14 protein-coding genes and 1 pseudogene are annotated in these 14,628 nt (G+C 46.5%); all 15 read left to right on the top strand.

Annotation, left to right across the window (positions count from 1 at the left end; genetic code table 11):
• Nucleotides 1-38: 38 nt before the first annotated feature.
• The 15 genes and pseudogenes from MHB46_RS03565 to rpsN all read left to right on the top strand — a co-directional run bounded on the left by MHB46_RS03565 (nt 39) and on the right by rpsN (nt 14,489).
• Entirely contained in the window at nt 39-818 is a 780-nt protein-coding gene (locus tag MHB46_RS03565; protein ID WP_023988355.1) for an amino acid ABC transporter permease, read from the top strand.
• Complete coding sequence (locus MHB46_RS03560; RefSeq protein WP_061830372.1) at nt 815-1,525, top strand: amino acid ABC transporter permease; 711 nt, start codon at nt 815-817, stop codon at nt 1,523-1,525. The genes MHB46_RS03565 and MHB46_RS03560 overlap by 4 nt, the downstream gene beginning before the upstream one ends.
• Nucleotides 1,522-2,274, top strand: a complete 753-nt coding sequence (locus MHB46_RS03555) for an amino acid ABC transporter ATP-binding protein (protein ID WP_025722945.1) — start codon at nt 1,522-1,524, stop codon at nt 2,272-2,274. Before MHB46_RS03560 ends, MHB46_RS03555 begins: the two co-directional genes overlap by 4 nt.
• A gap of 15 nt (nt 2,275-2,289) precedes the next feature.
• The gene (locus MHB46_RS03550; protein WP_341161634.1) at nt 2,290-3,306 is read left to right on the top strand and encodes an LLM class flavin-dependent oxidoreductase; all 1,017 of its coding nucleotides are present in this window, start codon (nt 2,290-2,292) and stop codon (nt 3,304-3,306) included.
• Between the two features lie 56 nt (nt 3,307-3,362).
• Nucleotides 3,363-4,520, top strand: coding sequence for an amidohydrolase (locus tag MHB46_RS03545; protein ID WP_341161633.1), 1,158 nt, complete (start codon nt 3,363-3,365; stop codon nt 4,518-4,520).
• A gap of 163 nt (nt 4,521-4,683) precedes the next feature.
• Nucleotides 4,684-4,867 (top strand): annotated as a pseudogene (locus tag MHB46_RS26190) (dockerin); the annotation flags it as partial.
• Between the two features lie 326 nt (nt 4,868-5,193).
• Complete coding sequence (locus MHB46_RS03540) at nt 5,194-6,603, top strand: discoidin domain-containing protein (RefSeq protein ID WP_341161632.1); 1,410 nt, start codon at nt 5,194-5,196, stop codon at nt 6,601-6,603.
• Between the two features lie 251 nt (nt 6,604-6,854).
• Nucleotides 6,855-7,790, top strand: coding sequence for a winged helix-turn-helix domain-containing protein (locus MHB46_RS03535; protein ID WP_341161631.1), 936 nt, complete (start codon nt 6,855-6,857; stop codon nt 7,788-7,790).
• Nucleotides 7,791-7,989: 199 nt separating this feature from the next.
• Nucleotides 7,990-9,711: an ABC transporter substrate-binding protein gene (locus tag MHB46_RS03530; protein ID WP_341161630.1), complete on the top strand. Its 1,722-nt coding sequence runs from the start codon at nt 7,990-7,992 to the stop codon at nt 9,709-9,711.
• Between the two features lie 107 nt (nt 9,712-9,818).
• A complete protein-coding gene (locus MHB46_RS03525) occupies nt 9,819-10,772 on the top strand; it encodes an ABC transporter permease (RefSeq protein ID WP_341161629.1) in 954 nt (317 codons plus the stop codon).
• A 15-nt stretch (nt 10,773-10,787) separates the two neighbouring features.
• The gene (gene opp4C, locus MHB46_RS03520; RefSeq protein WP_341161628.1) at nt 10,788-11,714 is read left to right on the top strand and encodes an oligopeptide ABC transporter permease; all 927 of its coding nucleotides are present in this window, start codon (nt 10,788-10,790) and stop codon (nt 11,712-11,714) included.
• 50 nt (nt 11,715-11,764) lie between these two features.
• Complete coding sequence (locus MHB46_RS03515; protein WP_341163679.1) at nt 11,765-11,998, top strand: ABC transporter permease subunit; 234 nt, start codon at nt 11,765-11,767, stop codon at nt 11,996-11,998.
• Between the two features lie 13 nt (nt 11,999-12,011).
• Nucleotides 12,012-12,995: an ABC transporter ATP-binding protein gene (locus MHB46_RS03510; protein ID WP_341161627.1), complete on the top strand. Its 984-nt coding sequence runs from the start codon at nt 12,012-12,014 to the stop codon at nt 12,993-12,995.
• Nucleotides 12,988-13,956, top strand: coding sequence for an ABC transporter ATP-binding protein (locus MHB46_RS03505; protein WP_341161626.1), 969 nt, complete (start codon nt 12,988-12,990; stop codon nt 13,954-13,956). Before MHB46_RS03510 ends, MHB46_RS03505 begins: the two co-directional genes overlap by 8 nt.
• Nucleotides 13,957-14,219: 263 nt before the next feature.
• The gene (rpsN, locus tag MHB46_RS03500) at nt 14,220-14,489 is read left to right on the top strand and encodes a 30S ribosomal protein S14 (RefSeq protein ID WP_341161625.1); all 270 of its coding nucleotides are present in this window, start codon (nt 14,220-14,222) and stop codon (nt 14,487-14,489) included.
• Nucleotides 14,490-14,628 lie beyond the last annotated feature (139 nt).

Genomic DNA, 14,628 nt, shown 5'->3' with positions numbered 1-14,628 from the left:
GTATTCTGGCCGCTGATGTATAGAAAGGAGGCAGGCATATGAGCAGAGAGTTCAATATTGACTATGTTTTTAGCTTTATCCCGAAAATGCTGTCTTACTTACACATCACCTTGTTTATTGTGGCAAGCTCGCTTGTGTTGGGGCTTATTATTGGTCTGTTGGTTGCGCTGCCTCGCATGTATAACATTCCATTTCTCAAACGTGTTTCTCAGGTGTATGTTTCCTTTTTTCGCGGAACCCCTATTCTAATCCAATTATTTCTGGTGTATTACGGCCTGCCGGAGCTATTAAAGCTGGTGGATATCAATTCCTCCAGATGGGATGTGCTGTGGTTTGCCGTAGCAACCTACGCGCTCAATAGTGGAGCCTTTATTTCCGAAATTATCAGGTCAGGAGTAGAGGCTGTAGATCGGGGGCAAATCGAGGCTGCACAGTCCGTCGGCATGTCAGGCTATCAGACCTTTACACGTATCATTATGCCGCAAGCGCTGGCTGTCGTGGTTCCGGTATTTTCTAATCTGGTGATTGGCAATCTGAAGGATACTTCGCTGGCATTTACGATCGGAGCGATGGAGATGACAGGGAAATCACAGACATTAGGGTCAGCTACCCAACATTTTGTTGAAACCTATATCGCGTTATCCCTTATCTATCTAGTGATCAGTCTGATTTTACAAAAATTGTTCAAGGTGCTGGAAAATACGCTTCTCCGGCATGAGCATCGGGATGCAGTACAGAAAGAACCCGAAAAACGAAAAAGCTTTGTGGTGCGTTACCTGAGAAGTCCCCGTCTTAGTAAAGGAGGTAAAGGCATATGAGTCTGGATTTTGGCTTTATATATACTGCCTTTTTAGGGTTGTTCTCCGCGTTGCCCAACACTTTAATTATTACGGTGGTTTCCGTACTGGCAGGGTTGGTCATCGGTATTATAACGGCGCTGGCGCGAATTTATAAGGTTCCTGTGTTGTCCCAGATTTCTCATGGTTACGTCACCTTTATCCGTGGCACACCGATGCTGATGCATTTGCTGCTTATTTATTTCAGTTTGCCTTTGTTGATTGATGCGGGAGCGAAGCATTTCGGCTGGCCGCTGCAATCCAAAGATGTTCCTTATATGGTATTTGCACTCATTTCGTTTTCCATTACCAGTGGCGCGTATATGTCTGAGGTCGTCCGTTCTGGAATTCAATCGGTCAACAAGGGACAAATCGAGGCGGCTTATGCCGTCGGTATGACGACGTGGCAAGTGCTGAGACGGATTGTATTTCCGCAGGCGTTCGTGGTGAGTTTGCCAAACCTGACGAATTCCGTTATTGGGATGCTTCATGGCTCTACCTTGGCCTTCACGGTTTCGGTCACAGAAATCCAGGCACAGGCTGAAATTCTGGCATCTACCAACTGGAAATATTTAGAGGTATATATCGCGGCTGCACTGCTATTTTGGGGCTTGACGGTATTAATTGAGCGAATATCCGGCTTGGTAGAGAAAAAAATCAATGTGTTTAATGGAGGTCGAGCATCATGATCCGTCTGCAAAATATAACGAAGTCGTTCGGCAAACATGAAGTGCTCAAAGGCATTGATTTGACCGTGAACAAAGGCGAGGTCGTCGTTATTTTAGGCCCGAGCGGTTCAGGAAAAACGACTCTGCTACGCTGCATTAATTATCTGGAAAAGCCGAATGATGGGGAAGTCAGCATTGGCGATTTTACAGTGAACTGCAAGCGACCTGCGAAGAAGGATGTTTTGGCTCTACGTCAAAAGACGGCTATGGTTTTTCAGCAATACAATTTGTTCAAGCATAAAACAGCACTGGAAAATGTCATGGAAGGACTTGTCGTTGTCCGCAAGGTCAAGCAGGAGGAAGCGAAAAAAATCAGCATTGAAGTGCTGGAAAAGGTCGGTCTGGGTGAAAAGCTGAATCATTATCCAAGCCAGCTATCTGGCGGGCAGCAGCAGCGTGTCGGCATAGCGCGTGCTTTGGCGCTGAACCCGGAAGTGATTTTGTTCGATGAGCCGACTTCGGCGCTGGACCCTGAGTTGGTGGGTGAGGTGCTGTCGGTGATCCGCAAGATTGCGAAGGAAGGCATTACAATGATTGTCGTTACACATGAAATGGGCTTTGCGCGTGATGTTTCAAATCATGTGGTATTTATGGATGGCGGTCATATTATCGAGGAAGGCACACCGGACGACATTTTTAACCACCCCAAAGAGGAACGTACCAAACAATTCCTGAAACGGATTACACCGGAATATAACTATTCAATTTAGACGGGAGAGGAAGACATGAGTATCAAAATCGGAGTATTGGATCAAAGCCCTATACACGAGGGGGAAACGGCAGCGCAGGCCCTTCGTAATACGATTAAGCTAGCACAGCGTGTAGAGGAATTGGGATTTACGCGCTTCTGGGTATCAGAGCATCACGATTCCGAGCAGGTTGCGGGCTCTTCGCCAGAGGTACTCATTTCCCATTTGCTGGCACGCACTGAGCGTATTAAAGTCGGTTCTGGTGGAGTGATGCTTCAGCATTACAGCCCTTATAAAGTAGCTGAAAACTTTAATGTGCTGTCCTCTCTTGCACCGGGTCGCGTAGATTTGGGAATCGGACGCGCACCGGGCGGGTTGCCGAAATCCACACAGGCGTTACAACGAAACATTCATGATGCGCCTTCTCTCGAAGAAAAAATTGATGAAGTAAGTCGCTATATTCATAATATTCCGTCTGAAGAAGGACCGTTAGCCGGGTTACAGGCGAATCCGGTTCCAGAAATACCAGCAGATATTTACGTTTTGGGTACAAGTACAGACAGTGCTGGAATTGCTGCGCGTTTAGGGTTGCCCTACGTTTTCTCGCAATTTATCAATAGTAATGAGCAGGTTGCATTGGAATCATTCCGTACGTATCGGGCGTCTTTCGATTATAGTTATGGACGTGAGCCGAAAGCTCTTTTTGCGCTTTCAGTCATCGTAGCGGACACTTCCGAGGAAGCTGCGGAGTTAGCAGGTGAGCACAAGCTGTACAAAATTCATCTGGCCAGTGGCAAGACGGCTACGGTGGGCACGCTGGAAAGTGCAGAAGAGTTTGGCAAGCAATCGGGTGAAGAATATACAATTGAAGCTACACAAGCGCAAATTAACAAAGGGAATAAAGACGAAATTTATGCTGTGCTGACGGAAATTCAAGCGAAGTATCAGGCCGATGAGCTGATCGTTACGACAGGAATAAGAGATATACACAAGCGTGTGCGCTCGTTCGAGTTGTTGCATGAAGCTTTTGCCGGATTGCCTGTGCAGTCCTAGATGTTGTTGGTCTGAGAGAATTGTAACTATTTTAGGTTCACGAAGGAGGAATAGGGATGAGTGGATCAACCGGGACGAAGGAGCAGGTTTTGGAGCAGAAGCTGGTGGACATTCGCCGCCATCTGCATCGAAATCCCGAGCTATCTAACGAGGAGGTTGAAACTACCGCCTTTATCCGCCGTCTGCTGGAAGAACAGAACATAACCATTCTGGATGTGCCGCTGCGTACCGGATTAGTTGCGGAAATCGGCGGACAGCAGGAAGGGCCAACTGTTGCGCTTCGTGCAGACATTGATGCGTTGCCCATTCAGGAGGAGACGGGATTGCCTTATGCTTCGGTGCACCCCGGCAAAATGCATGCCTGTGGGCATGATTTTCATACCGCATCCCTGTTAGGAGCAGCCATGCTCCTGAAGCAGCGGGAGCAGGAGCTGAAAGGCACGGTTCGGCTGGTGTTCCAGCCAGCCGAGGAAAAGGCCAAAGGCGCTGCCCAAGTGCTGGACAGCGGTGCGTTGGCAGGGGTGCAGGCCATATTTGGCCTGCATAACAAGCCGGACCTGCCCGTAGGCACGGTCGGCATCAAAGAAGGTCCGCTAATGGCAGCGGCAGACGGTTTTTACATCGAGGTGGAGGGTCTGAGCACACATGCGGCAGTGCCACATGCAGGGATTGACCCCATCGTGGTATCGTCACATATCATTACGGCGCTGCAATCCATTGTGAGTCGGAGCGTTAATCCGCTGGATAGCGCGGTCATTAGCGTCACGAAGCTGCACAGTGGCAACGCCTGGAACATCATTCCAGACCGCGCCCATTTGGACGGAACCATTCGCACATTTGACGAGAATGTTCGCGCCCAGGTGACTGAGCGCTTTGAACAGGTCGTAAAAGGCGTTGCCGATGCTTTCGGCACGAAAGCGACCATCCGCTGGATCGAGGGTCCGCCGCCTGTGCTGAACGACGGTAAGTTGGCCGCCATCGCGGAGGAGGCGGCAGAAGCGGTCGGTCTTGACGTAGTTCGTCCCATACCATCCTCGGCCAGCGAGGATTTTGGGTTTTATCAGAAGAACATCCCCGGTGTATTTGTCTTTGTTGGCACTGCGGGAAGCCAGGAATGGCATCATCCTGCCTTTGATCTGGACGAACGCGCGTTGCCCGGAACAGCGAAGCTACTGGCTTCACTGGCAGATTCGGCATTGATATCCATAGAGTAGGAGTGCGAGCCTAGTCAATGGATACTTATCCCCTCCTTGTAGAGGGGATATTTTTGTTTGACGCTGTATCATTCCAATTATAGTATAATTTTGTAATTTCATTAAAAATCAAGAGTGGGTGTAATAAGAGAGTAGGCGTTGTCCTTTTAGATGTCTCGTAAAAATAAAAGGTAGCTCAACCAACCGTGAAAATTTGATTTTTGGTCAAATCTATGCGGGAAAAGGAACGCTAAATTATGTAGTGCGTTGGCAATCCTTTAAAAATATCACTCTCAGCAGCGTAAAGATATGGTTTCCTGCTGAGTCGGCAAATTAATAATTGGAATAAGCAGTTGAAAGGGTATGATAAGGCGGAGCCAGCGGGGATTGTGGAATTGATTTAGTGAATAAACGGTTTTTTCATTTTATAAAATACCAGTTTTGTACATGCAAAGGGTATGTGTATATTCCAAGATACGATTAAAATGACTAATTTAAATCATTAAGGAAAATATTGACGATGTAATAATCCAGTGATAATATGATTTGTGATTATTTACAAAAAACGACAAGGAGGTTTGATAGTGTACTCTTGATCTCCTAGATTTGTTCGTAAATGCGAAAAGAGAGGTGATAGAGATCATCGTTTCAAGAAAACTATTGCAATAATACAAATGGATATGGAGGTACATACATGTTGAACAGAAAAGGAATGATGATGGCTTCTTTTTCAGTAGTCATTGCTAGTTCACTACTGATGGGAAACGCTAGTTTTGTATTCGCGGATTCTCATCTAAACGGGGATTCTGTAATTGCGGCAACGGGTGATTCGACATTGGCTGACATGCCAGCTTATCTCAAATCATCGGTGGAATGGGTTTGGAAGAATAGAATGTTGACCGAAGGCTCGACGGCGCGTAAAAATACGATTTTTGATCAAATTTTTGCGGGAAAAGGGACTCTTAATTATGTTATACGCTGGCAATCCTCTAAGCCCGTTACACTGAAGCAACGTCAGGATATTGCTAGAATGATAGATCGGCAGATGAACCATTGGACAGATCATCTACAAGGATATGACGGCTGGCCCTATAAGAATATTAAAGTAAAAGTGGTAGGCTGGGCTGTTGCCGATCCTTCACTGCTCCTAGACAAGCAGCCTGACGAGGTCATTTATACGGATACCATTACAGATACACTAGCTTCTGAAAAACCGGAAATTCCTGCCGCGCTTCCCGTTGCACCTAATGAAATATCGCGATTTGAGCATTTTTCGGACCCAAACTATTCGTATCCGGGTGGATTGGATAAACGCTTTGATATGTATCTCTGGGCCACAGAAAATTTTGGCGGGGGAGCCGGCGGCGACTGGGGACAGCGTATGAATGATGAATACGTTCTGAGTACGGTGAATTCGGATGAGATTGAGATTACTGAACATGAAATTGGGCATGGATTTGGATTAAACGATTTTTATGAAGAACATGAGCGTCCACCAGGTGGATTCCCAACGAACACTATTATGTGGGCCGGTAATTCCGATCATATCACCGACTGGGATATCTGGATGCTGCGTTATACCTGGAGTCAGCTCAAAAAAGATACTTCTCGTTTCCCAAGCGTGACTAACGGCGATGAGGGTCCCATCGATCCATCACCTGATGAAAACGCAAACATTGCGCCAGCTGCAACGGTCAGCACTTCTTATACTTCGCCTTGGGAAAATGTGAGCGCGCTTAATGATGGATTTGACCCAACCAGCTCTAATGATCGAAGTCATGCCGTGTATGGTAACTGGCCTGAGACGGGTACACAATGGGTCCAATATGATTTTGATCAAGAATATACGTTATCCCAAACGGATGTCTATTGGTTCCAAGATGGCGCTGGCGTTGATGTTCCTAAATCTTACAAGATTAAGTATTGGAATGGTCGCAGCTGGTCCAATGTCAAGCAGGCTAATGGATTGGGTACTTCGGCAGACCAGTATAATACAACTACTTTTACGCCTGTGAAAACAACGAAATTAAGAATTGAAATGGTATCCAAAGGTTCAGCATCCACAGGAATATTAGAGTGGAAAGTAGCAGCTAACAAACTTTAAACATCATATTATTTGTCCAAAGGTTGTCTCCTACGATATTTGTGGGAGACAACCTTTTCTAATTTCATAGCTGAACAGTTAGAGTCTGATGAGATCAGGCTTTTTTTGCGCCTTGATTATGATGCTTGTTACGTTCATATTCGTATCTGTGTTTTGCTACATTCTCGTATGAATGGATCACTAAGAATGAACGGGTGTACGATAGTATGTATAATGGACATCAGATATGAAAGAAAAGAGGACAGAAAGCGATGAGTCACGACGTGAATGCTCCTTACGATGTACATGTAGCATATGGACCGGTGTTTGAGTTGCTTAGCAGCTTACACACCTTTATTTGCCGCAAGGCTTACAAGAAGACCGATTTATCAGCCGAGTGGGCGGAGCAAGTGCGTGGAACGCTGTCTCCAGGTTTGTCCGAATTGCTGGAGTCCATGGAAATCAATGCAGATTGGAAGGTTATTTATGGACTCGTCTGTATGCTTTCTGATCAGGGGAACGTTGAAGAGGTCGTAGACCGTCTGGAGAACCGAACTGTACAGGAATTAAACGAACAGGCATCAGCCTATGGGATACCGCTGCCTGACGACATGGAGAAGCTTCGCAAACTTGCTTTGCAGCTGCTATCCGGTTGGGATAAAGAGTATTTTCGTCATGTGGATACAAGGATTCTAAGCGGGCTGAAACAGGAAGCGGAACGCAGAAACCGGGAGAAGGGCGCATATAGCTCTATGGAGTGGGTGGATCGTACAACTAATGGCTTCCGATTCGAGCCTTCCGAAGGGTTGACGCAGGTGTTGCTGGTACCGCAATATCATTTTCAGCCGATAAATATTATTTATCGATTTGGGTCGCTCCTGTTGTGCCATTACTCGGCAGGAATTTATGTTCAGGAGGACGATTTTTTATCCCCACAGGAATATCGAATGATCCGAAGCTTGGGGGAGAAGAGCAGGCTCAAGATTTTAAAATATTTGTACCAAAGCCAGTCTCCACGCACCTTTATTGAGATTGTCCGTTATCTCAAGCTGTCCAAGGGAATCACGCACGACCATATTTTTAAGCTTCGTGCCTCTGGCTTCATCCATGCACATTTTGATGGTGAAACATTGCTCGGCTATAGCGCACGGCTTTCGGCAGTAGATGAAATGCATCGGAGCATCCTGGGCTATATGGAGCGAAATTAGGCTGCACGCACCAGTTAGACTTTAACACTTTAAACAAATAGACGCCGCCATTTGGAATCCAGATGAGTGACGTCTATTTTTTTACATAAAAATGGAGTTCTCTCTTTACAGAACCGGAATAGATTCCTATAATGAGATTTATCTTATTAATTACAACTTGTTCGATCGGAATTTACTAAATTAACTTGGGGGGATTATTTTGAAAAAGGGAATTATTCTACTCAGCAGTCTACTTCTGGCAAGTTCTACCTTATTAGCAGCTTGCTCTAGTGGTGGATCAGATAGCGCTAGCGATGCTACTTCGCAAAATAGTGATGCCGCACAGACAGCCGCTACAGCGCAGCCATTAACAAGTCTGGTACAAGCTTCTGATTTATCCAAATTGCCGGAAGTGTCCCAAAAGAGAAGCGACACGATTATTGTTGGTCTGACTGACCCAGCTGGGGTGTTTACTCCGTATTTTAACCAAAGCGGCTATGACGGCAACGTGATTTCGCAGTTGTGGACTCCGCTGGTCACGGTAGATGAGAAGGGGCTTCCGCTGCCCAATCTGGCTAAGAGCTGGGATATTTCCAAGGATAATCTAACGTATACGTTTCATCTGGTTCCCGGTACAAAATTCAGTGATGGCTCTCCTTTGACAGCTGAGGATGTCGCTTTTACCTGGACGTTGATCTATGACAAAGCCTATCCTGGTGACAGCCAAATCCGAAAGCTGAACATTAAAGGCGGCAAAGATTATACGGAAGGCAAGGCAAAACAAATTGCAGGAATCAAGGTGATTGATGAGCAGACCATTTCTGCGACGTTGGAAAAACCAAACGCGCTTGCTTTGCCGATTCTGGGTGAGTATGTACTGTCCAAAGCCTACTACGGCAAGGATTATAAGTTTGGACAGCTGGATTATTTTAAGAATCTACATAGTAGTCCTCTGGGGAATGGGGCTTATAAACTGGAAAAATTCATTCCGGGGCAAGAAGTTCGTCTGGAGGCGAATGATTACTTTTTCAAAGGCAAACCGAAAACACAGCATTTCATTTACAAAACAGCAGAAGGCGACGCTTGGCAATTCATAGAAACAGGCGATACCGATTTTGCTCAATTCACTGCAACTCAGGAAAATATCGACAAACTAAAAGGGCTTGGCTTTTTAAATATTTTGCCGTATACCCCTAGCACTTACGGATATTTGCAAGTCAATCTTGAAAATGAAAAGCTTAAGGATAAAAAGGTTCGTCAAGCATTGACCTATGGACTGGATCGGAAAAGCATTTATGTCGACGCAGCTCAGGGAGCAGGGGCGGTCGCAAACATTCCAGCTTCCCCAATATTCTGGTCTTACACGACCGATGGAATCAATCCATACAACTACGACCCAGAGCAAGCGAAAAAGCTGCTGGATGAAGCGGGTTGGGTAGAAGGTAGTGACGGTATCCGTGAGAAAAACGGACAGAAGCTGACCATTCACCTGCTGACCTCTAAACGTCCAGAAACAGACACCTTTATTGCGCTTGCGGCTGAAAATTACAAAGCGATTGGTGTTGACCTTCAGCCGGAAATCTTTGCAGACTTTAATGCAATGGTCGCCAAAGTAGAAGGTAAAGATTATGATCTTGCCGCCTTCTCGACAGGCATGCTGACAGATCCATCAGATGGAATCGAGCAATTCGTCAATGGAGAAGTCAAGGGATATAACAATCCAAAGGTAAAAGAGCTATATGAAAAAGGCTTGTCTACGACGAATATGGAAGAACGCAAGAAAATATATCAAGAATTATATGTGCTGCTAAACGATGAACTGCCCGTTATTTTTACCAACTATAAGAAGACGGTGTATGCCTACAATGGTCGGATGGAACATGTAAAGGTCAGTCCGTTCATTGGCTTGTCTGGTAATCTGTTCGAATGGTCCCTTAAATAAGCCACATTTGCGGGCCCCTTGTGAAGAACATCAGGTTCAGATCAAGGGGCCTCCCAAATGGGGGAAACGTAATGAGTAGCCTGACCTTGAATTGAAAGGAGTCTGTCATGAGCTCGTTTTTAACGAAAAGACTGACGTATATGGTTATTATTTTGTTGGCCGCTTCGATGATGATTTTTTTCCTGTATGCCATGACACCGGGAGATTTCATTAGCGGCAATCTGAAGCTGTCGCCGGAGAGAAAAGCGGAGCTGAGGGAAATTTACGGCCTGAATAAGCCTATTCTTGAACGCTATGGAAATTGGCTAGGCAATGCGCTGCACGGCAATTTTGGTTATTCGCTTGCCCAGCAGAAGCCGGTGCTGACCTTATTTAATGAGTACATCTGGAACTCGTTTTTGCTGGCCGTTATATCGACCTTCCTGACCTGGTTTATCGCGGTCATTATCGGTGTGATTGCTGCTTATAAGCAGTATTCATGGTTTGATACTCTGGTAATGGTGGTGATTTTCGCTGCCATGTCTGTTCCCTCCTTTTTTATCGGGTTGTATCTGATTAAAATCGCAGCGGTTGACCTGAAGTGGTTGCCACCCGGTGGCATGCTCAATACGGGCAGTAACGCTACAGGTATGGAGTATGTGAAGGAGGTTCTCCAGCATATGACTTTGCCAGTGATCGTTATGACGCTGCTGGGACTGGGGTCGTTGACCCGCTACTTCCGTAGCAATATGATCGACGTGATCCAGCAGGATTATATACGCACAGCCCGTGCAAAGGGCTTAAAGGAAAGAAAGGTACTTTTTACGCACGCATTGAGGAATGCATTACTGCCTGCCATTACGCTCGTTGGCTTCGAATTACCTGCGCTGTTTGGCGGGTCCCTGATTATTGAAAAGATTTTTAATTGGCCGGGAATCGGTCAGTTGTACATGCAATCCTTTTCGCTCCGGGATTATCCGCTACTTATGGGCTTTACGATGCTAATTGCCATTTTGAGCGTTATCGGAACACTGTTGTCCGATATTTTGTATCGCATCGCGGACCCGCGTGTGAAAGTGTAAGAAGGGGGCTAAGGAATGTCATCCGTGAGCAGTAATTTGAGCAAGAGCAACGGCAGACTGCGAGCAACTGTTAAATCTTCAATGTGGCAGCAAGCGCTCCGGCAGCTTTTCAGAAACAAGCTTGCTATGGCTGGTCTGCTCGTCGTGGTATTTATGTTTTTGCTCTGTTTTATCGGTCCGTTATTTTCTCCTTATTCCAATAATAAAACAAATATATTAATGATGAACAAGGCGCCCAATATCCATCACTGGTTAGGAACAGACAAGCTGGGACGGGATGTGCTGACACGTGTGATGCAGGCAGGTCAAATTTCTCTTACCGTGGGTTTGGCTTCAATGGTATTGTCTGTGTTTTTGGGCGCTACGCTGGGGGTCATATCCGCATATTTTCGCGGAATTGCGGATCAGATTATTATGCGCGTTGCTGATTTGCTGCTGACGATTCCCAGTTTGCCGCTGCTATTTATTATGGGCGCGCTGCTATCTGACTGGAAGGTTCCACCCGATCAACGGATGTATATTGTCATGCTGATGCTTAGTCTGGTCAATTGGCCGGGGATTGCACGGATGGTGAGGGGCCAGATGCTTAGTTTACGGGAACGTGAATTTATGCAGGCCGCGACAGTACTGGGACTATCGAATCGCCGAAAGCTGTTCAAGCATCTGCTGCCGAATATTTTGCCGTTGTTGATCGTTATTGCTACATTGAATATTGGCGGAGCCATCCTGAGTGAATCTGTACTCAGCTTCTTTGGTCTTGGTGTGCTGCCCACGACACCGACTTGGGGCAATATGATTGATGCCGCCAACAATGTGCTGGATTTTCAGCAACGACCTTGGTTGTGGATACCGCCAGGCCTGTCTATTTTTGCTACTGTCATCGCTATTAATATTTTTGGTGACGGGCTGCGGGATGTACTTGACCCGAAACATAAGAGGTAGGTGATCATACACCATGGACAATTTACTTTACATTGAACATTTAAGCACTCATTTTTATACAGAACATCCTGAGTGAATCTGTACTCAGCTTCTTTGGTCTTGGTGTGCTGCCCACGACACCGACTTGGGGCAATATGATTGATGCCGCCAACAATGTGCTGGATTTTCAGCAACGACCTTGGTTGTGGATACCGCCAGGCCTGTCTATTTTTGCTACTGTCATCGCTATTAATATTTTTGGTGACGGGCTGCGGGATGTACTTGACCCGAAACATAAGAGGTAGGTGATCATACACCATGGACAATTTACTTTACATTGAACATTTAAGCACTCATTTTTATACAGAAGAAGGAACGGTTAAAGCGGTGGATGATATCAGCTTCCGTGTGAAGCCGGGGGAAACGGTATGCATTGTCGGTGAATCGGGCTGCGGCAAAAGTATTACCGCGATGTCGATCATGGGTCTGATCCAGAGTCCTGGTGGTAAAGTGGCAGGCGGAAGCATCCGCTTTGAGGAAACCGATCTACTAGAGCTTAGCAGAAATGAGATGCGCACAATTCGCGGACATGAAATCTCCATGATCTTTCAGGAGCCGATGTCTTCATTGAATCCAGTCATGACCATTGGCGAACAGCTATCCGAACCACTGATTGAGCATTTGAAAATGGGCCGTAAGGAAGCTCGTAAGCGGGCACTGGAACTGATCGAACAGGTCGGTATATCCCGGCCGGAGCAGATTTTAAAAAGCTATCCGCATGAGCTGAGCGGGGGGATGCTGCAGCGAATTATGATTGCCATTGCTGTTTCTTGCGGTCCCAAGCTGCTTATCGCGGATGAGCCAACCACAGCGCTGGATGTAACGATTCAGGCGCAAATTCTCGATATGCTGCGTGAATTTAAAGCCCAATCCAATATGTCGCTCATGCTAATCACCCATGATCTGGGTGTTGTCGCCGAAATGGCTGATTACGTCATAGTGATGTATGCAGGCAAGATCGTCGAGGAAGGCGAAGTGGTACAGCTGTTCAATCATCCCAAGCATCCTTATACACAGGGGTTACTAAAATCCAAACCGGTGCTTAATCAGCGCCAAGAGGAACTGTATTCCATCCCCGGGCAGGTCCCTAATCCGCTGGAGCTGACGACTTCCTGTTATTTTCACGACCGCTGTGGGTATTGCATGGACATTTGCCGTATAAAAGAGCCTACATTAAAAGAAGTTTCAGCTCAGCAGAAAGCATCCTGCTGGCTATATGAGGAGGCGGTTGTTCATGGCTGAGCCATTGTTGGAAATAGACCGCTTAAAAACATACTTTCCGGTGAAGTCCGGGTTTATGAACCGTACTTCAGGACATGTGCGGGCGGTAGACGATATCAGCTTTACGATCCGTCAGGGTGAAACCTTTGGATTAGTAGGGGAATCGGGGAGCGGTAAAAGCACGGTGGGCCGCACGATTGTTAGATTGACGGATAAAACGGACGGTACCGTAAAATACAAAGGGGTGGATCTGCACAGTTTGTCTGCCAAAGGGATGCAGGAACTTCGTCCCAAAATTCAGCTGATTTTTCAAGACCCGTATAGCTCGCTGAATCCGCGTGTACGGATTGGTGATGCCATTGGTGAGGCGCTACTGGATCACGGTATAGCAACGAAGGAGGAGGTCCGGCAGATTGTGCTGGACGTGCTCAAGCTATGTGGATTGTCAGAGTATCATATCGACCGTTTTCCCCATGAATTCTCGGGAGGGCAACGCCAACGGATCGGCATTGCCCGGGCGCTGGCACTTCAGCCGGATCTAATTATCGCTGATGAGCCGGTATCAGCGCTGGATGTGTCCATACAGGCGCAGATTATTAACCTATTCGCCAAATTGCAGGCCGAACGGGGTCTGACATATTTGTTCATCTCGCATGATTTGAGCGTGGTAGAACATTTGTGTTCCCGTATTGGCGTGATGTATTTAGGCTCCATGGTCGAAACGGCTTCGCGTGACGAGCTATTTGTGAATCCGTTGCATCCGTATACGAAGGCGCTGCTGTCGGCTGTACCTATTCCGGTGCCGAAGCTGAAAAGAGAACGAATTTTGCTCAAGGGGGATATTCCAAGTCCGGTTAACCCGCCATCGGGCTGTAAGTTCCACACTCGCTGCCCCTTTGCAATCGATCGTTGCTCTAAAGAAATTCCACTCTATCGTGAGGCTCGTCCAGATCACTGGGTGGCTTGCCATTTGGCTGAATGAACAGAGCTAGTCAACAAATTTTAAAGCCGTTGAAACGGCAGACCGTTCACCACAATGAATCGGTTCTACTGTTTCAACGGCTTTTTAATGTTGTGATTCAAACCGCTTGGGTTGACAACACACCTGGAGTAACGTTATATTAAATATTAATCGTAATTATTACTATTTAAGGTGTGAAATCATGTCCATATCCGTGTTCATCCATCCCGCGGTAGTGAGGGTGAACCTTCATGATTGGCATATATCACAAGGAGGAGCTTTACATGGCCAAGAAGTCAAAAGTCGTAAAAGAGAAGAAACGCCAGGAAATTGTAGCTAAATATGCGGATCTAAGACGTGAATTGAAAACAAAAGGGGACTACGAAGCTTTGCAAAAGCTTCCGCGTGACTCATCTCCAACCCGCCTAAAAAGCCGTTGCGAGCTGACAGGCAGACCCAGAGGATACTTGCGCAAATTCAAGCTGTCTCGTATCGCGTTTCGCGAGTTGGCACATAAAGGCCAAATTCCAGGAATTACGAAATCAAGCTGGTAAATAGGCACTCATGTCAATCGTCAGCGCATGGAGATTATCTGTGTTGTTAACCTGAGGGTATGTCTGATAGAAGGTTGTAACGGGAATGCTTCATGTCGTAGGGGACATGGGGCATTCCTTTTCCATGGAAAATATTATC

The sequence above is a fragment of the Paenibacillus sp. FSL H7-0703 genome, assembly GCF_038003485.1.
Lineage (GTDB): Bacteria > Bacillota > Bacilli > Paenibacillales > Paenibacillaceae > Paenibacillus > Paenibacillus polymyxa_B.
This window is presented reverse-complemented; position numbering and strand designations above follow the sequence as displayed.

Bases quoted from the DNA above. Each gene is read 5' to 3' on its own strand.
- MHB46_RS03540 (WP_341161632.1), top strand. From the start codon at position 5,194: ATGTTGAACAGAAAAGGAATGATGATGGCTTCTTTTTCAGTAGTCATT.
- MHB46_RS03550 (WP_341161634.1), top strand. From the start codon at position 2,290: ATGAGTATCAAAATCGGAGTATTGGATCAAAGCCCTATACACGAGGGG.
- rpsN (WP_341161625.1), top strand. From the start codon at position 14,220: ATGGCCAAGAAGTCAAAAGTCGTAAAAGAGAAGAAACGCCAGGAAATT.
- opp4C (WP_341161628.1), top strand. From the start codon at position 10,788: ATGTCATCCGTGAGCAGTAATTTGAGCAAGAGCAACGGCAGACTGCGA.
- MHB46_RS03525 (WP_341161629.1), top strand. From the start codon at position 9,819: ATGAGCTCGTTTTTAACGAAAAGACTGACGTATATGGTTATTATTTTG.
- MHB46_RS03560 (WP_061830372.1), top strand. From the start codon at position 815: ATGAGTCTGGATTTTGGCTTTATATATACTGCCTTTTTAGGGTTGTTC.
- MHB46_RS03510 (WP_341161627.1), top strand. From the start codon at position 12,012: ATGGACAATTTACTTTACATTGAACATTTAAGCACTCATTTTTATACA.
- MHB46_RS03545 (WP_341161633.1), top strand. From the start codon at position 3,363: ATGAGTGGATCAACCGGGACGAAGGAGCAGGTTTTGGAGCAGAAGCTG.
- MHB46_RS03565 (WP_023988355.1), top strand. From the start codon at position 39: ATGAGCAGAGAGTTCAATATTGACTATGTTTTTAGCTTTATCCCGAAA.
- MHB46_RS03505 (WP_341161626.1), top strand. From the start codon at position 12,988: ATGGCTGAGCCATTGTTGGAAATAGACCGCTTAAAAACATACTTTCCG.
- MHB46_RS03555 (WP_025722945.1), top strand. From the start codon at position 1,522: ATGATCCGTCTGCAAAATATAACGAAGTCGTTCGGCAAACATGAAGTG.
- MHB46_RS03535 (WP_341161631.1), top strand. From the start codon at position 6,855: ATGAGTCACGACGTGAATGCTCCTTACGATGTACATGTAGCATATGGA.